The organism is Roseovarius sp. MBR-6, assembly GCF_040547525.1.
Lineage (GTDB): Bacteria > Pseudomonadota > Alphaproteobacteria > Rhodobacterales > Rhodobacteraceae > Roseovarius.
The window spans coordinates 1-15,591 of sequence record NZ_JBEPPW010000019.1; the positions used below are offsets into that span (position 1 = coordinate 1).

Annotated in this window: 17 protein-coding genes; 11 read left to right on the forward strand and 6 right to left on the reverse strand. The window is 63.8% G+C overall.

Annotation, left to right across the window (positions count from 1 at the left end; translation table 11 throughout):
- Positions 1-713, forward strand: a 713-nt coding sequence (locus tag ABIE57_RS17270) for a GMC family oxidoreductase (RefSeq protein WP_354540274.1), incomplete at its 5' end; no start/stop codon positions are given.
- Here ABIE57_RS17270 and ABIE57_RS17275 read toward each other — a convergent pair.
- The gene (locus ABIE57_RS17275; protein WP_354540275.1) at positions 701-1,318 is read right to left on the reverse strand and encodes a TetR/AcrR family transcriptional regulator; all 618 of its coding nucleotides are present in this window, start codon (positions 1,316-1,318) and stop codon (positions 701-703) included. The genes ABIE57_RS17270 and ABIE57_RS17275 overlap by 13 nt on opposite strands.
- Positions 1,319-1,404: 86 nt before the next feature.
- A complete protein-coding gene (locus ABIE57_RS17280; protein WP_354540276.1) occupies positions 1,405-1,563 on the reverse strand; it encodes a hypothetical protein in 159 nt (52 codons plus the stop codon).
- Between the two features lie 166 nt (positions 1,564-1,729).
- On the opposite strand from ABIE57_RS17280, the gene mbfA reads away from it, so the two are divergent.
- Complete coding sequence (gene mbfA, locus ABIE57_RS17285) at positions 1,730-2,707, forward strand: iron exporter MbfA (protein ID WP_354540277.1); 978 nt, start codon at positions 1,730-1,732, stop codon at positions 2,705-2,707.
- Positions 2,708-2,720: 13 nt separating this feature from the next.
- Here mbfA and ABIE57_RS17290 read toward each other — a convergent pair whose 3' ends face one another.
- Positions 2,721-3,605, reverse strand: a complete 885-nt coding sequence (locus tag ABIE57_RS17290) for a LysR family transcriptional regulator (RefSeq protein ID WP_354540278.1) — start codon at positions 3,603-3,605, stop codon at positions 2,721-2,723.
- 179 nt (positions 3,606-3,784) lie between these two features.
- Here ABIE57_RS17290 and dctP point away from each other — a divergent pair, with 179 nt between their 5' ends.
- From dctP to ABIE57_RS17310, 4 genes are read left to right on the forward strand one after another with little or no spacing between them, the layout of a single operon-like run.
- Positions 3,785-4,774, forward strand: a complete 990-nt coding sequence (dctP, locus tag ABIE57_RS17295) for a TRAP transporter substrate-binding protein DctP (RefSeq protein WP_354540279.1) — start codon at positions 3,785-3,787, stop codon at positions 4,772-4,774.
- Between the two features lie 60 nt (positions 4,775-4,834).
- The gene (locus ABIE57_RS17300) at positions 4,835-5,338 is read left to right on the forward strand and encodes a TRAP transporter small permease (protein ID WP_354540280.1); all 504 of its coding nucleotides are present in this window, start codon (positions 4,835-4,837) and stop codon (positions 5,336-5,338) included.
- 3 nt (positions 5,339-5,341) lie between these two features.
- Positions 5,342-6,643: a TRAP transporter large permease gene (locus ABIE57_RS17305; protein WP_354540281.1), complete on the forward strand. Its 1,302-nt coding sequence runs from the start codon at positions 5,342-5,344 to the stop codon at positions 6,641-6,643.
- Positions 6,619-7,404: an alpha/beta fold hydrolase gene (locus tag ABIE57_RS17310; protein ID WP_354540282.1), complete on the forward strand. Its 786-nt coding sequence runs from the start codon at positions 6,619-6,621 to the stop codon at positions 7,402-7,404. The genes ABIE57_RS17305 and ABIE57_RS17310 overlap by 25 nt, the downstream gene beginning before the upstream one ends.
- A gap of 36 nt (positions 7,405-7,440) precedes the next feature.
- Here the strand turns inward: ABIE57_RS17310 and regB are convergent, their stop codons facing one another.
- Positions 7,441-8,793 (reverse strand): sensor histidine kinase RegB, encoded by a 1,353-nt coding sequence (regB, locus tag ABIE57_RS17315; RefSeq protein WP_354540283.1) that lies wholly within the window; start codon positions 8,791-8,793, stop codon positions 7,441-7,443.
- An 84-nt stretch (positions 8,794-8,877) separates the two neighbouring features.
- On the opposite strand from regB, the gene ABIE57_RS17320 reads away from it, so the two are divergent.
- The 5 genes from ABIE57_RS17320 to ABIE57_RS17340 all read left to right on the forward strand — a co-directional run bounded on the left by ABIE57_RS17320 (position 8,878) and on the right by ABIE57_RS17340 (position 14,430).
- Positions 8,878-9,510, forward strand: coding sequence for an SCO family protein (locus ABIE57_RS17320; protein WP_354540284.1), 633 nt, complete (start codon positions 8,878-8,880; stop codon positions 9,508-9,510).
- 74 nt (positions 9,511-9,584) lie between these two features.
- Positions 9,585-10,136, forward strand: a complete 552-nt coding sequence (locus ABIE57_RS17325; protein WP_354540285.1) for an ActR/PrrA/RegA family redox response regulator transcription factor — start codon at positions 9,585-9,587, stop codon at positions 10,134-10,136.
- A gap of 153 nt (positions 10,137-10,289) precedes the next feature.
- Positions 10,290-11,276, forward strand: a complete 987-nt coding sequence (locus tag ABIE57_RS17330; protein WP_354540286.1) for a glycosyltransferase family 2 protein — start codon at positions 10,290-10,292, stop codon at positions 11,274-11,276.
- Positions 11,277-11,295: 19 nt separating this feature from the next.
- Positions 11,296-12,996 (forward strand): DUF5927 domain-containing protein, encoded by a 1,701-nt coding sequence (locus ABIE57_RS17335; RefSeq protein WP_354540287.1) that lies wholly within the window; start codon positions 11,296-11,298, stop codon positions 12,994-12,996.
- Between the two features lie 6 nt (positions 12,997-13,002).
- Positions 13,003-14,430: a sulfotransferase family 2 domain-containing protein gene (locus ABIE57_RS17340; protein WP_354540288.1), complete on the forward strand. Its 1,428-nt coding sequence runs from the start codon at positions 13,003-13,005 to the stop codon at positions 14,428-14,430.
- Between the two features lie 6 nt (positions 14,431-14,436).
- Here ABIE57_RS17340 and ABIE57_RS17345 read toward each other — a convergent pair whose 3' ends face one another.
- On the reverse strand, positions 14,437-14,901 hold the full coding sequence (locus ABIE57_RS17345) for a PTS sugar transporter subunit IIA (RefSeq protein ID WP_354540289.1): 465 nt from the start codon (positions 14,899-14,901) through the stop codon (positions 14,437-14,439).
- A gap of 43 nt (positions 14,902-14,944) precedes the next feature.
- Complete coding sequence (hpf, locus tag ABIE57_RS17350; RefSeq protein WP_354540290.1) at positions 14,945-15,508, reverse strand: ribosome hibernation-promoting factor, HPF/YfiA family; 564 nt, start codon at positions 15,506-15,508, stop codon at positions 14,945-14,947.
- Positions 15,509-15,591 lie beyond the last annotated feature (83 nt).

Sequence of the window (15,591 nt, forward strand, 5' to 3'; positions counted from 1 at the left end):
GGTGGGCGGATCCCCCGGAATCGGTGGGCGCATCAAATCGGAACGGGTGGGCGCATCAAATCGGAATCGGTGGGCGCATCATCCCGGAATACGCAACCGGCCCTTTTGCCACCCCCTATGCCGAGGCGGGGGCCTTCCTGCGTTCGGAACCCGGTCTTGCGCGGCCGGATCTGCAACTGCATTTCGTCATCGGTATTGTCGAGAACCACATGCGCACGCTGCATTTCCGGCCCGGCTATTCCTGTCATGTCTGCGTGTTGCGGCCTCACAGCCGCGGGCGCGTGGGGCTTGTGTCGGCGCGGGCAGGGGACGCGCCGCTGATTGATCCCGGTTTTCTGAACGATCCGCGCGATCTGGCGCTGATGATGACGGGGGCGCGCGCGATGGATGCGATCCTGCGCGCACCGCCGCTGGCCCCGTGGCGCAAGGTGCGGCTGCATGATCACGACTGGAGCGATGGCGCGCTCGAACGCGATATCCGGGCGCGTGCGGACACGATCTATCACCCGGTCGGCACCTGTGCCATGGGCCGCGGCGAGATGGCGGTGGTGGACATGCAGGGCCGTGTGCATGGGGTGGAGGGCCTGCGCGTGGTCGATGCCTCGATCATGCCGCGCCTTGTCGGCGGCAATACCAATGCGCCCACGATCATGATGGCCGAGAAGATCGCGGGCGCAATGACCGGGCGCGGCCCGGATGGTCAGGCGCGGTAACGTGCCAGGAACATATCGGTGGCACCATGGGTGACACGGGTGATCGCGGCCTCGTCGGGATCGGGGCACAGGCCGCAGAGGGCGCGCACGAAAAGATCGCCCTTGCAGAGTTCGATGAACTGATCGGCGGCAAGGTCCATATCGTCGATCCGCAGCGCGCCGCGCTCGACATAGGCCGTCAGGAGATAGGTAAGCCGGTCCCGCGCAAGCGCCGGCCCTGACGCGTAGAAGCGCCGCCCCAACTCGGGAAAGCGATGCGATTCCGCGATGCAGATGCGAAAGACCTGCCGACCGAAATCCGACAGGTAAAACCGCAGGATGCGGTCCGCCACCTCGCGCAAGAGCGTCTCGACCGGCTGGGTCAGGTCGAAGGCGTCGAGCGCTTCATCGGCCTGCCGGTTGCATTCCAGCCGCGCCACTTCGGAAAACAGCAGCCGCTTGTCGGGGAAATAGCTGTAGAGCGTCGCCTTGGATACCTGCGCCTCTCGCGCGATCTCGTCCACGCTCGCGCCCTCGAACCCGTCGCGCATGAATACGCGCCGCGCCCCGTCGAGCACCTGGTCGAACTTGCGCCCCTTTTTGATTTCTGCGGCCTGCGCCGTCATGCACCACTCCCCCTGAGCGGTCAGTGTAGTCGGCCCGGGGGGAGGGGTGCAAGCCTGCGCGTGAGCGCCAGACGGTCGCGCGCCCGCTACTTCAAGGGGTTGGCGGTGCCTTGCGTGACCGGCTGTGGGGCCGGGTCCGGGAAGCTGATGGTCGGGGTGATGGTGCTTGCGTCGATACTGAACGCCAGCGCGGGGGTGGCGGCCAGCGCGACCGAGAGGACAAGGGCGGTGAGGGTCTGTTTCATGGTCATCTCCATAAGTGAACCGTTCGGTTTACTTTATATCGGGGCTGGTCCGTCTCGCGTCAAGCCGATTCTGAACAATTCAGTTCACTTTGAGTCAAAGGTTGGCTTTGCCATCGTGATGGCCGCGCGATAGACTGATTTAGAATGATTCCAGAGAGGGCGCCCCATGATCCCCGGTATCTCGTCACGACGACGGTTCAGCGACCTGAGCGAGCAGGAAATCCTGGCACTTGCAATCTCGTCCGAGGAGGATGACGCGCGCATCTACCGCTCCTATGCCGAGATGCTGCGCGCCGACTATCCCGACACGGCCGCGATTTTCGATGGTATGGCCAAGGAAGAGGACGGCCATCGCCAACGGTTGATCGAGTTGCACCGCGCCCGCTTCGGCGAGGTGATCCCGCTGATCCGGCGCGAGCATGTGGCCGGGTTCTATGCGCGGCGGCCTGTGTGGTTGGTGGAAAACCTCGGGATCGACCGCATCCGCGCCGAGGCCGAGGGCATGGAGCGCGATGCAGAGACATTTTACCTCAAGGCCGCGAAGGTCAGCACCGACGCGGCAACGCGCAAATTGCTGGGCGATCTGGCCGCGGCCGAAGCCGGCCACCAGGCGCGCGCGGGTGAGTTGAAAGAGGCGCATCTGAGCGAGGATGCGCTTGAAACGGAAGAGCGAAAATCTCACCGCCAGTTTGTCCTGACCTGGGTGCAGCCCGGCCTTGCGGGGTTGATGGACGGCTCCGTCTCGACGCTGGCACCGATCTTTGCCACAGCCTTCGCCACGCAGGACACCTGGACCACGTTCCTTGTCGGGCTTGCGGCAAGTGTGGGCGCGGGCATCTCGATGGGGTTCACCGAGGCGGCGAGCGACGATGGCGAATTGTCGGGACGGGGCAGCCCGGTCAAGCGCGGCTTTGCCTCAGGCGTCATGACCACGGTGGGCGGTTTGGGTCATGCCCTGCCCTACCTGATTACCGATTTCTGGACCGCGACGACCATCGCGTTCATCGTCGTTTTCATAGAGCTGTGGGCCATCGTCTGGATTCAGAACCGGTTCATGGATACGCCGTTCTTTCGTGCGACCTTTCAGGTGGTTCTGGGTGGCGCGCTGGTGTTCGCGGCCGGGGTGCTGATAGGCAGCGGGTAGCGGCAGCGCCGGCTCAGAACTCGGCCCAGATCAGGCGGCCCAGGTCATCCAGCCGTTCGGGCGAGCAGAAGAGCGAGATCGTCATCGTCGCCGTCCAGTCGCGCCCGCCCATCTGCACCAGCGTGCCGTCCTCCAGCTCCTGCCGGATCGAGAATTCCGGCAGCCAGGCCATCCCCGCCCCCGCCAGAGCGCGCCGTTTCAGCGCCTCGGCCAGCGCATCCATGTAGCGCAGGTCAAGCGCGGGGCGGCGGTTGCCGATGGTCTGATCGACCACCGTGCCCAGAAACGTGTTGGGATCGTAGCCGAGATAGGGCACCTCTCGCCCCGTCCGCGCGGGCAGCGCCCAGCCATGCCGCGCCGCGGCCGCGTGCTGTGCCACCGGGATCAGGCGTTCCTCGCAGATGTCCTTGCGCTGAAACCGGGTTTCATCAAGGATCGGGGCCACATCCTGATGCCGGTAATAGAGCAGGAATTCGCACCCCCCCTCGCTCAGCAATTGGCAACAGGCGGTCAGGCTGTCGGATATGACGCGTGTGCGCAGGTCGGGATACTGCCGCTCCAGTTCCGCCATGCGCGGTTGCAGGAAATTTACCGAGATCGCGTGGAGCGCGGCAAAGCGCTGAAAGCTTGCGTTGCCGCGCGCGCGCTCGCGGATCGCCTGCCGCGTGTCGGTGAGGTCCGCCACCGTCTGTTGCGCCACCGGCAGGAACTGCCGCCCTGCCTCGGACAATTCCACCGGATAGCGCGCCCGGTCGATGAGCGGCACGCCGATCCAGTTCTCCAGCGAGCGAATGCGACGGCTGAAGGCCGATTGGGTGATGTTGCGCTCTTCCGCCGCGCGGGTGAAGTTGAGCGTGCGCCCCAGACACACGAAATCGCGCAGCCAGTTGATGTCCATATCCACCCCCTCGCACTCAGCCTGCGCCAGCCCACCGCATCATGCAAGATCGGAATAGTTTGATGACATGTTTGAATTGGCCGACTCGCGCGGCTCTGTCCTAGCCTTTACGCTAGGTAAATACCAAAGGACGAGGACCGCACGAACGGCCCCGCACATCCCCCAACAAGGAGAGAGAGATGCAAACTTCGCTCAAGACACTGATTGCCACCACCGCGCTCGGGATGACCGTGGCCCTGCCCGCCATCGCCGAAACCACCATCCGCCTGTCCACCTATGTCAACGAATCCGATATCCGCTATGACGGTTTCGTGCATTTCGCCAAGCTGGTCGAGGAAAAGACCGGTGGCAGCGTCGAGGTGCAGATCTTCCCCTCCGCCACGTTGCACGGCTGGTCCGAGGGCGTGGACGCGGTGCAGGGCGGTGTCTCTGACATGAGCTGGATGCCCGCCGATCAGCGTCTGCCCTGCTACCGGGTGACCTCACTCTATCCGGCGGCGATTGATCTGGAAAACCAGATCGAACTTGACGCCGCCTATGCCGATCTGGTCCGCGACGAGGCCGCTGCGATCAACCTCGTGCCGGTGTTCAACTCGAATTATTCCTACGATCAGGAATGGTGGTTCAAGGGCGGGATTGCCGATCTGGGCGATCTTCAGGGCAAGCAGGTCCGCTCCATCGGCCCGCTCGTGAGCCTGATGATCGAGACATGGGGCGGCGCGCCGGTCTTTGTTGCCCCGAAGGAGGTGTTCCAATCCGCCGAGCGCGGCGTGGTCGACGGCATCAACATGGGTGTGGCCACCTATTCCAGCTGGAAGCTGTGGGACGTGATGCCCTACATGGTCAATGCCAACCTCTTTTACGGCAACATCCAATACATGATGAACAAGTCGAAATTCGACAGCATGACCGCCGATGAGCAGGCCGCCGTGATGGAAGCCGCCCGCGAGACAGAGGAATGGCTCAAGCCGCTTTATGAGGATTGGGTCGATCAGCGCGTCGGCAACGCGGTGATGAAGGGCGGCGGGGCCGCCGTTTCGATCCCGAAGGACAAGCGCATGGAACTGATTGCCAGCGTGCAGGGCAAGTGGGACGAGACCGTGAACGAGGCTTGCGGCCCCGAGCTGGCGGGCAAGGTCCGTGCCCTTTTCGCGCAGCACGCGCCCTGATCTGACAGGTGCCACCGTCCCGGACGGTGGCACCCCGTTTCCGACAAAGGGAGATGTGCCATGCAACCCGGTCTTGACCGTTTGATCGGCCATGTGGAACGCGCCGTCGTGTGGCTCGCGGCGGCAGGGGCCGTGGTGGTGCTCGTGCAGATGGTGTGGATCACCTACGGCGTTTTTACCCGCTACGCGCTCAACGCACCCGACCGCATGGTGACAGAGGCGACGGCGCTCTTGCTCTTTCCGGTGGCCTTTGCGGGCCTGGCCTATGCGATGCGCGAGGATGCCTATCCCAAGGTCACCATGCTGACCGACACGTTGCCGCCGATGGGGCGCAAGGTGGCGGCGGTGGTCAATCTCTGCGTGATGCTGGGGGTGGGCCTCTTCTTTTCGCTCGCCGCCGTAAGCGCGACGATCCGCTCATTCAACTCGGGTGCCTCGTCGGAAATCCTGCTCTGGCCGCGCTATGCGTTCTGGGCACCAGGCGCGCTCGCGCTGCTGCTCTTCTCTCTTTACGCAACGTTGCGGCTGATCAAGCTTATCCGCACCCCGGCACGGGAGGTCTGAGCGATGGAATGGTATGAAGTGGGCCTCGGCCTTCTCGGCCTCTTGATGTTCCTCATCGCCATCGGGTTGCCGATCCCCTTTGCGCTGGCCGCCGCATCCTTGCCGTTTCTGTGGCAGATCCAGACCTTTGACACCTCCATCGTCTCGGCGGAATTGAAGCTCTGGGGCGTGTGGATCGACTATATCCTGCTCGCCGTGCCGCTTTTCGTGTTCTTGGGCGAGTTGATCGGCAAATCCAATATCGGCCCCAATCTCTACCAGTTCCTGCATCAGGGCGTGCGCGTGCGCGGCTCTGCGGCTTACGGCTCCATCGGGGCCTGCGCGGGGTTCGGCGCGGTCTGTGGCTCGTCCATGGTGGGGGCGCTCACCATCGGCGGCGTGGCCCTGCCCGAGATGCTGCGGCTGGGCTATGGCAAGCGGCTGTCGTCGGGCGTGCTGGCCGCAGGGGGCACATTGAGCGTGCTCTTGCCGCCCTCGCTGATCCTCTTGTTCTACGGCATCGTCACCGATCAGAGCATTGGTGATCTCTTCATCGCGGGCGTCATTCCCGGCCTCATCCTCGTCACCTCCTTCGCCATCGTGGTGCTGGTCTGGGGCATCCTGAAACCCGAGGACATTCCCGACCGCGAGTCGGCGGTGAAAATGGGGATCATCCAGATCGCCGCCACCATTGCGCCCATTGGCCTGATTGGTCTGGTCATTACCGTCGCCATCTACGCGGGCATCGCCACGCCCACAGAGGCCGCCGCCGTGGCGGCGCTTCTGACCGTGATCCTCGCCTTTGGCGTGGGCGGCCTGACATGGCAGGGGTTCAAGGACTCGCTCTTTGCCACCATGCGCACCATGGGCTATCTCGGTCTGCTTCTCTCGGCGGGGGTGCTTTTCGGCTTCGTGCTGACCTATTACCGCGTGCCGCAGCAGTTCACCGAGTTGTTCCTCAGCTTCGATCTGTCGCCCTATGTGGTGCTCATGATTGTGCTTGTCTTCTACATCGTGCTGGGGATGTTCCTCGAGCCGGTGTCGATGACCTTCATCACGCTGCCGACGATCTTTCCGCTGATGGCCGCCGCCGGGTTCGATCTCATCTGGTTCGGCGTGGTCTACACGATCACCATGGAAATCGCGGTGCTGACACCGCCTGTGGGGCTCAATCTCTATGTCATCCAAGGCATCGGGCGCGGTCAGGTCAGCATCGGCGACGTGATCATGGGCTGCCTGCCCTTCATCGGCGCGCTTGTCCTTCTGATCGTCATTCTCATCCTCTTCCCGGAGACGGCGCTGTGGCTGCCCGAACAGATGCGCTGATCTCGCGCGCGGGCCTGCATTACCGGCGCAAGGGGCGGGGCGCGCCGCTGGTGTTGGTGCATGGTTACTTAGGTGGCGCGGCGCAGTGGCAGGCGGAAATCGACCGTTTTGCCGACCGGTTCGACGTGATCGCGCCGGATCTGCCGGGCTTTGCCGGCTCCGCTTCGCTGCCGCCTGCCGACCGCATCGCGCAGTTCGCGGCGGCGGTGGTGGGCCTTCTCGATGAGTTGGGCGTTGGTCGCATCACCCTCCTGGGGCACTCCATGGGGGGCATGATCGTGCAGGAACTGGCCGCCACCCATCCTGACCGCATTGCGCGGCTGATCCTTTACGGCACCGGACCGCTTGGCCTGATGCCCGACAGGTTCGAGCCGCTGGAAACCTCGCGCGAGCGGGTCCGGTGCGATGGCGTGGCGCAGACCATCCGCCGCATCGGCGCGACATGGTTCCGAAATGGTGTTGCGGCGCGGGGCTTCGAGATCGTCGCCGAACTCGGCGCGCAGGCGAGCGAGGGCGCCGCCCTTGCCGGGCTTGACGCCATGGGCCATTGGGATGGGCGCGGTGCGCTTGCCCGTCTGACAATGCCGACGCTTGTGCTCTGGGGGGATGGCGACCGCTCCTATCGCTGGCCGCAGGTCGAGGCGCTCTGGCAGGGGCTGCCCGATGCCTGCCTCGCCGTGATGCCGCGCACGGCCCATGCCGCGCATCTGGAGAAGCCCGCCCTGTTTCACGCGCTGATCGAGGATTTCGTGGCAGCGTGACGGGACGGCAGATGCGCTCAGCGCATGTCTGGCCCCTTAGTCTGCAATCGGGCGATTTTCACCCAAGCCGGGGGGGATGGACACCTCCAGCACCGCGCGCGGCCAACTGACCTCGACCAGTGCCCCGACGGCGCTGGTGCCGTTGGCAAAGGTGAGGTCAGCCCCCGAGCGTTCCAGCAGCGTCTTGGCGATGAAGAGGCCCAGCCCCATCCCCTCGTAGCCGGGCCGTCGCGGATCGGGCGCGGTGGCGCGGCGCCTGATGAAGGGCTCGCCGATGCGCCCGATCATGTCGGGGGGAAAGCCGCGCCCGTCATCCATGATCCGAAGGGTGATGCGGTCCTCGGTCCAGCGGGTCTCTATGGCGACGGTCTCGCGGGCGAAATCGACGGCATTCTGCACAAGGTTGCGCAACCCGTGGATGATCTCGGGACGGCGCAGGACGGTGGGCTGCGTCATCGGATCGGCCGGGCCGCCATGATCGAAGCGGATGTCCTTGCCGCGCCCGACATGCGGCTCTGCGGCCTCTTCCACCAGCGCGGTGAGCGGCGCGCGGCGCAGATGCAGATCGTCCTTGCCGGCGCGGCCCATGGAACGAAGGATATCGCGGCAGCGATCCGCCTGCGCGCGAATGAGCAGCGCATCCTCGCGCAAGTCGGGGCGGTCCTCCAGTTCCTCGGCCAACTCCGCGCTGGTGAGCTTGATCGTGGCCAGAGGCGTGCCAAGCTCGTGCGCCGCCGCTGCCACCACGCCGCCCAGATCGGTCAGCTTCTGCTCGCGCGCGAGCGCCATTTGCGTGGCCTGAAGCGCGTCGGACATGGCGCGCATCTCCTGTACGATCCGGCGGGAATAGACCCCGAGAAACACCACCGCGATGACGATGGCGACCCAGTTGCCGAAGCGGAACACGTCGGGCACCATGAGCACAACGCCCTCTTCCGTGCGCAGCGGCAGGTAGAATTGCATCAGAAGCGTCACGATGATGATGGCCGTGACACCCAGAAACAGCGTCGCCCGCCCCGAGAGCGCCGAGGCCGAGACGGTGACGGGCCCGACAATGAGGATGGAAAACGGGTTGTTCATCCCGCCGGTGAGATAAAGCAGAAGTGCCAGTTGCAGCATGTCGAAAAGCACGACCAGAAGGGTATCGTCCTCCGACAGCCGCTTGGTCTCGGAAAAAACGAAACCGGCCACGAGGTTCGAGACCACGGACACGCCGATCACCAGAAAACACAGGCCAAGCTCCAGATCGAGGTGATAGACCCGGTCGGCGACGATCAGCGCGCTGGCCTGCCCGACAATGGCCCACCAGCGCAAGAGGATGAGCGTGCGCAGCCGGATGAGCGGGCTGGCGGGGCGGGGTGAGAGCGGATCGGGAGAGATATCGGTCATCTGCGCGCGAAGGTCCCGTTGTGTCTGGGGCAGGAGGTGTTACATCTAGCTTGCACTCAGGATGCAAGGAGGCAAGCCGTTCCGATGACCCGGATGATCGCAATCGCCGCAGCCGTGATCGTCGTTGCCGCCCTCGGCGCGACCTGGCTGATGACCATGGGCAGCGCGCCCGAGGACCGGTTCGCGCAATGCCGCGCCTCGAACGTGGCGGGCGGCGTGGCGCAGATCGGCGGGCCGTTCGAGCTTGTGAGCGAGACCGGAGAGACGGTGACCGACGCGCAGGTGATCGACCAGCCCGCGTTGATCTACTTCGGCTATACCTTCTGCCCCGACGTGTGCCCGCTCGATTCCGCGCGCAATGCCGAGGCTGTCGATCTGCTTGAAGAGAAAGGGCAAATCGTGAAGCCCGTGTTCATCTCGATCGACCCCGCGCGCGACACACCCGAGGTTCTGGCGGAATGGACCGATTACCTGCATCCCCGGCTGCTTGGTCTGACCGGCAGCGAAGAGCAGGTGCGCGCCGCAAGCCGCGCCTATCGCACCTATTTTCAGGCGCATCCCCCCAAGGAAGGCGAGGAAGAGTTTTATCTCGTGGATCATTCGACCATGAGCTATCTCACCCTGCCGGAGCACGGTTTCGTCGAGTTCTTCCGCCGTGATGCAACGCCCGAGCAGGTGGCGGAGCGGGTGCAGTGCTTTATCGACGCGGCGAAGTGACGCGATTGTTTTGACGCGGGAAACCGGGCGGGCTAGAACCGTTTGCACGAACAGGCGCATGGGGGAGGCCCGCGATGACCGAGGAAACGCTCGATATCGGCGAGGACAAGACGCTTTTGCTGGTCGATGACGATGAGGCCTTTCTGAAACGGCTGGCCAAGGCCATGGAAAAGCGCGGTTTCGAGGTCGAGACGGCGGGTTCGGTCGCTGCGGGGCGCGCGATTGCCACGGCGCGCCCGCCTGCCTATGCGGTCTGCGATCTGCGGCTCGAGGATGGAAACGGGCTGGACGTGGTGGAGGTGATCCGCGACAGGCGGCCCGATGCCCGAATCGTGGTGCTGACCGGGTATGGCGCGATTGCCACGGCGGTGGCGGCCGTCAAGATCGGGGCGACGGATTATCTGTCGAAGCCCGCTGATGCGACCGATATCACCAATGCGCTCTTGTCCAACGGATCCGATCTGCCTCCGCCACCCGAGAACCCGATGAGCGCGGATCGGGTGCGCTGGGAGCATATCCAGCGGGTCTATGAGCTGTGCGACCGCAACGTGTCCGAGACGGCGCGGCGGCTCAACATGCACCGGCGGACCTTGCAGCGGATCCTTGCGAAACGCTCGCCGAAGTAAGCGCGCCAGTTTGATTGTTGCGTATAAGGCAACAGTTCCATGATTCTTAATGGTTTGTTCGGGCGAAGGGTTGTATTAACCTGTCTCGAATAGTGTTTTGCGCAGAAAACTGCGCGGAGGCGGAGCAGGGTGGGAATTTGGCAATCATACCGGATGCGGCTTCGGCGCAAACGGGCCAAGGTCCGCGCCTTTCGCAAGCATTTCTCGTTGCGTCCGGTGGCCGATCGCACGGGCCATATCAATCCCGGTGACGTGCTGCTGTTTTCGACGCTGCGGGACGAATATGTGCGCCTGCCCTATTTTCTTCAGTATTACCGTGACCTTGGCATCGGGCATTTCCTGATCGTGGATAATGACAGCAGCGATGGCGGCACCGATTACCTTGCGCGGCAGCCGGATGTCTCGCTCTGGACCACGAAGGCGAGTTACAAGCGCGCGCGCTTTGGCATCGACTGGCTCAACTGGTTGCAAGGGCGCTATGGCCATGGCCACTGGACGCTGGTGGTCGATCCTGACGAATTTTTCATCTATCCGTTCAGCGATACGCGCCCCATCCGCGCGCTGACCGACTGGCTGGATACCAGCCACGTCAAGAGCTTTGGCGCCATGTTGCTCGACATGTATCCCAAGGGGCGCATCGACGCGGTGCCCTATCGCGCGGGGCAGGACCCGATCGAGATTGCCGCCTGGTTCGATCCCGGCAATTACATGATCGAGAAGAACAAGCTTTACGGCAATCTCTGGATTCAGGGCGGGCCGCGCGCGCGGGTATTTTTCGCCGATAACCCGAAAAAGGCACCCGCGCTCAACAAGACGCCGCTGGTGCGCTGGGACCGGCGCTATGCCTATGACAGCTCGACCCATATGCTGCTTCCGCGCGGCCTGAACCTCACCTATGACGAATGGGGCGGCGAGCGGGCGAGCGGTATCCTGCTTCATGCCAAGTTTCTTGATACGTTCACGGCCAAGGCGGAAGAGGAACTGAGCCGCCGTCAGCATTACGCCGGCAGCGTCGAGTACAAGGCCTATGCAGAGCACGTTCGCCACAATCCCGAACTTTGGTGCAAATGGTCGGAAAAATATATAAACTGGCGGCAATTAGAGATCCTTGGGCTGATGTCCAAGGGCAACTGGGCATGAGGCAGGGAGCGGCGGGAAGATGACCCTTGGCATCGTCATGCTGGTGCATACGGCCTTTGGCCGGGCCGAACAGGTGGCGCGGCATTGGGCGGCGTCAGGCTGTCCTTTGGTGATCCATGTGGATCGCTCGGTGCCCAACAAGGCGTATAACGCCTTCGTCAAATCTCTGTCGGACGTGGCAGACCTGCGCTTTGCCAAGCGGCATCGCTGCGAATGGGGCATGTGGGGGTTGGTTGCGGCAACGCAGAACGCATCCAGCATCATGCTGCGCGAGTTTCCGCAGGTGCGCCATGTCTATCTCGCCTCCGGCTCGTGCCTGCCGCTGCGTCCGGTGCAGGAATTGATCGACTATCTCGCCGCCCGCCCGCATACCGATTTCATCGAGAGCGCGACGACGGCGGATGTGCCCTGGACGATCGGCGGGCTGGATGAGGAACGATTCACGCTGCGGTTTCCGTTCTCCTGGCGCAAGCACCGGTTTCTGTTCGACAAATATGTGGCGCTGCAACGGCTGGTCGGCTTCAGGCGGCGCATCCCCAACGGCATCGTCCCGCATATGGGAAGCCAGTGGTGGTGCCTGACGCGCCAGACCCTGTCGGCCATTCTCGAGGACCCCGAGCGCCCCGCCTATGACCGCTATTTCTCGAAGGTCTGGATCCCCGACGAGAGCTATTTCCAGACGCTGGCGCGGCAATATTCCCGCCAGATCGAGAGCCGGTCGCTCACGCTGTCGAAATTCGACTACCAGGGCAAGCCGCACATCTTCTACGACGATCACCTGCAACTCCTGCGGCGCTCGGATTGCTTTGTGGCGCGCAAGATCTGGCCCTTTGCCAACCGTCTGTACGAGGCTTTCCTGACCGATCCGGCGGGGGCGATGAACCGGACAGACCCGAACCCCGGCAAGATCGACCGCATCTTTGCCAAGGCGGTGGAGCGGCGCACGCGCGGGCGGCCGGGCCTCTACATGCAGAGCCGCTTTCCGGTCGAAGGGCGCGAGAACGGGCTGACCTGCGCGCCCTATTCGGTCTTTGAAGGGTTCAGCGATCTCTTTGAGAATTTCGAACCGTGGCTCGCGCGGATGACCGGGATGCGCGTGCATGGCCATATCTTCGCGCCCGAGCGGGCCGAGTTCGCCGACGGCCAGCGGATCATGGCCGGCGCACTCTCGGACAGCGCGGCGCTGCGCGACTACAACCCGCACGCCTTTCTTGCCAGCCTGATCTGGAACACACGCGGCGAGCGGCAATGTTTCATGCTGGGCCCCAATGACATCTTCGAGGAGGTGGAATGGGCCATGGCCAAGGATGCCAATGCCCAGATTTCGGTGATTTCCGGGGCCTGGGCGGTGCCGCTGTTTCAGTCCAACTCCAATTTCTCCGACATCCGGCGCGAGGCGGCGCGGCTGCAACAGCGCGAGGCGGATCACCTCAAGGTGCTGCGCTCGCAATGGGTGCGGGCAAGGGTGCGGATCTGGACCATGGCGGAATTCATCGAATCGCCGATGGAGCCGTTGCAGAGCATCCTTGACGAGATCGGCAAGGCCAATCCGCGCGGTCTGGCCGAGGTGCCGCGCATGGCGGACGTCACGGGCTTTGGCCAGTTTCTCCAGAACCTCAAGAACCAAGGGATGCACCCCTATCTGATGGGCGATTTCAGCGCCGAGGCGGGGCTGCACCAGCCGCCCGAGGGGCAGCGCAAACCGTATCTGGTGCGGTAGGCCGGTATGGGATCGCAGTTCGATTATTTCGTGATCTTCGCGGAAATGCGCACGGGGTCCAATTTTCTGGAAACCAATCTCAACGCCTTTGACGGAATCACCTGTCATGGCGAGGCGTTCAACCCGCATTTCATCGGCTATCCCAACCGCACCGAGATCCTTGGCCTGACGCAGGCGCAGCGCGACGAGGAGCCCGCGCGCCTGATCGGGGCGATAAAGGGGCAGACGGCGGGCATCGGCGGATTTCGCTATTTCCACGATCATGATCCGCGTGTGTTCGATCTGGTGATCGAAGATCCGCGCTGCGCCAAGATCGTGCTGACGCGCAACCCGGTGGACAGCTACGTGTCGCGGAAGATTGCGCAGGCGACCGGGCAATGGAAGCTGACCAATGTCAAACGGCGTCGTGACAGCACAGTGACGTTCGACCCGGATGAGTTCGAGCGGCACCTGGCGGAATTGCAGGCGTTTCAGGTGATGTTGCTCAACCGCCTCCAGACCTCTGGGCAGACGGCGTTCTATGTCCATTACGACGATTTGCAGAGTGTCGAGGTGATGAACGGGCTGGCGCGCTATCTGGGCTGTGCTGCGCGGCTCGAGGCGCTGGACGCGTCGCTGAAGCCGCAGAATCCGGAGCCGCTGGAAAGCAAGGTCGAGAATTACGAGGAGATGACGCGCGCACTGGCCCGGCAGGACATGTTCGATCTCTCGCGCAGTCCCAATTTCGAGCCGCGGCGCGGCGCGGCGGTGCCGGGGTTTGTCAGCGCCGCGCGCGCGCCACTGCTCTATATGCCGGTGCATTCGGGGCCGGTGGCGGAGGTGTGCGCCTGGCTCGCCGCGCTGGATGGTGTGGCGGTGGAGACCTTGCCCACCAAGCTCAATCAGAGTGCGCTCCGGCGCTGGATGCGGCGCAAGCCGGGGCATCGCCGCTTCTCCGTGCTGCGCCACCCGGTTGCGCGCGCCCATGCGGCATTTTGCGACAAGGTGCTGATCAAGGGACCGGGCTGTTACCGCGACATCCGGCGCACGCTGCGGCAGGCCTACAAGCTGCCGATCCCCGGCGAGTGGCCGGACGAGGGCTATGATCTGGCGGCGCACCGGGCGGCCTTCGTGGCCTTTTTGACGTTTCTCAAGGCCAATCTGGCCGGGCAGACCGCGCTTCGGGTTGATGCGCATTGGGCGACGCAGGCGGCGCTGATTGAAGGCATGGCGCAATTTGGTGCGCCCGACGTGATTCTGCGTGAAAACGAGATGGGGCCTTGGCTCGGGGCGCTGGCGCGGCAGGCGGGCTATGCCAAACCTCCCGCACCGCCAAAGGCCCCGGCGCAACTGCCGTTCGATCTGGCCGCGATCTACGATGACGAAATCGAGCAGATCACGCGCGCGATCTATCTGCGCGATTACATGCTGTTCGGGTTCCGCAACTGGCGCTGAGACCGGTCAGGCGGCCTGTGCCGCCTGCGCTGCGGTCACGATGGTGTAGAGCGTGGCCGACTCGCTGTTGGCGCGCAGCTTGGCGCAGAGCGACGGCTCGCGCAGGGTGCGCGAGACGAGTGCCAGTGCCTTGAGATGCTCCACCCCGGCATCGAGCGGTGCGAAGAGACCAAAGGCGATATCGACCGGCTGACGGTCAACCGCCTCGAACTCGATCGGCTTTTCGAGCACGACGAGCACGCCCACGACCTGTTCCAGCCCGTCGAGCCGGGCATGGGGCAGGGCAACGCCATGACCCACGCCCGTGGGCCCGAGGCTCTCGCGTTCCAGAAGCGCCTCGACGGCGGCGGAATGCGAGACGCCATAGGCGGCCTCGACGAGCGCGCCCAGCTCGTTCATCAGGCGTTTCTTGCTGGTGACGCCTGACAAGGCACGCACCGCCTCGGGCTTGAGGAGCATGGGTATATCCATTTGCTGTGTGGTTCAGACAGGCGCGGGCGCCTGTCGCCTCCGATCAGGGGTCAATCCATCCGATATTGCCGTCCTCGCGACGGTATACGACATTGACCGATTCCTTGCCTTCCTTGCGAAACACCAGAACGGGCGCCCCTGCCAATTCCATCTGCATCACCGCCTCTCCGACCGAGAGCGAGGGAATCCGCGTCTCGATCTCGGCGACGATGATCGGTTGCAGGCTGTCGGGCTCCGCGTCCGGCTCTTCGTCACTCGCGGCGAGGATATAGGAGGAAGCGCCGAAGAGTTCAACCGGCTCCGCGCGGTCGCGGTGATGATCCTTGAGACGGCGCTTGTAGCGGCGCAACTGCTTTTCCATCTTCTCGGCGCAGGCGTCAAAGGCGGCGTAGATTTCATGAGCCTTGGCACGCGCCTGCGCCGTCAGACCGGTGGAAAGATGCACGACCGCCTCGCAGGAAAACTCGCTCGCGATGCGGGAAAAGGTGACCTGTGCGGCGGTCGGGCGTTCCGCGTATTTCGCCACGACGATGCCAAGCTGGTCCTTGACATGGGTTTGCAGGGCCTCGCCGATGTCGATCTGCTTTCCACTGATTTGGTAGCGCATCTTGCCTCCTTCATTTGACATACCGGTTGCGCTGCGGCCCGGATGGGGCGCGATCATCTCCGGCTTATGATGCTGATATGGGA

What these genes read in the sequence shown, in the direction of transcription:
- ABIE57_RS17275 (WP_354540275.1), bottom strand. Translation starts at nt 1,318, where the DNA reads ATGACGGCGCAGGCCGCAGAAATCAAAAAGGGGCGCAAGTTCGACCAG.
- ABIE57_RS17280 (WP_354540276.1), bottom strand. Translation starts at nt 1,563, where the DNA reads ATGAAACAGACCCTCACCGCCCTTGTCCTCTCGGTCGCGCTGGCCGCC.
- mbfA (WP_354540277.1), top strand. Translation starts at nt 1,730, where the DNA reads ATGATCCCCGGTATCTCGTCACGACGACGGTTCAGCGACCTGAGCGAG.
- ABIE57_RS17290 (WP_354540278.1), bottom strand. Translation starts at nt 3,605, where the DNA reads ATGGACATCAACTGGCTGCGCGATTTCGTGTGTCTGGGGCGCACGCTC.
- dctP (WP_354540279.1), top strand. Translation starts at nt 3,785, where the DNA reads ATGCAAACTTCGCTCAAGACACTGATTGCCACCACCGCGCTCGGGATG.
- ABIE57_RS17300 (WP_354540280.1), top strand. Translation starts at nt 4,835, where the DNA reads ATGCAACCCGGTCTTGACCGTTTGATCGGCCATGTGGAACGCGCCGTC.
- ABIE57_RS17305 (WP_354540281.1), top strand. Translation starts at nt 5,342, where the DNA reads ATGGAATGGTATGAAGTGGGCCTCGGCCTTCTCGGCCTCTTGATGTTC.
- regB (WP_354540283.1), bottom strand. Translation starts at nt 8,793, where the DNA reads ATGACCGATATCTCTCCCGATCCGCTCTCACCCCGCCCCGCCAGCCCG.
- ABIE57_RS17320 (WP_354540284.1), top strand. Translation starts at nt 8,878, where the DNA reads ATGACCCGGATGATCGCAATCGCCGCAGCCGTGATCGTCGTTGCCGCC.
- ABIE57_RS17325 (WP_354540285.1), top strand. Translation starts at nt 9,585, where the DNA reads ATGACCGAGGAAACGCTCGATATCGGCGAGGACAAGACGCTTTTGCTG.
- ABIE57_RS17330 (WP_354540286.1), top strand. Translation starts at nt 10,290, where the DNA reads ATGCGGCTTCGGCGCAAACGGGCCAAGGTCCGCGCCTTTCGCAAGCAT.
- ABIE57_RS17335 (WP_354540287.1), top strand. Translation starts at nt 11,296, where the DNA reads ATGACCCTTGGCATCGTCATGCTGGTGCATACGGCCTTTGGCCGGGCC.
- ABIE57_RS17340 (WP_354540288.1), top strand. Translation starts at nt 13,003, where the DNA reads ATGGGATCGCAGTTCGATTATTTCGTGATCTTCGCGGAAATGCGCACG.
- ABIE57_RS17345 (WP_354540289.1), bottom strand. Translation starts at nt 14,901, where the DNA reads ATGGATATACCCATGCTCCTCAAGCCCGAGGCGGTGCGTGCCTTGTCA.
- hpf (WP_354540290.1), bottom strand. Translation starts at nt 15,508, where the DNA reads ATGCGCTACCAAATCAGTGGAAAGCAGATCGACATCGGCGAGGCCCTG.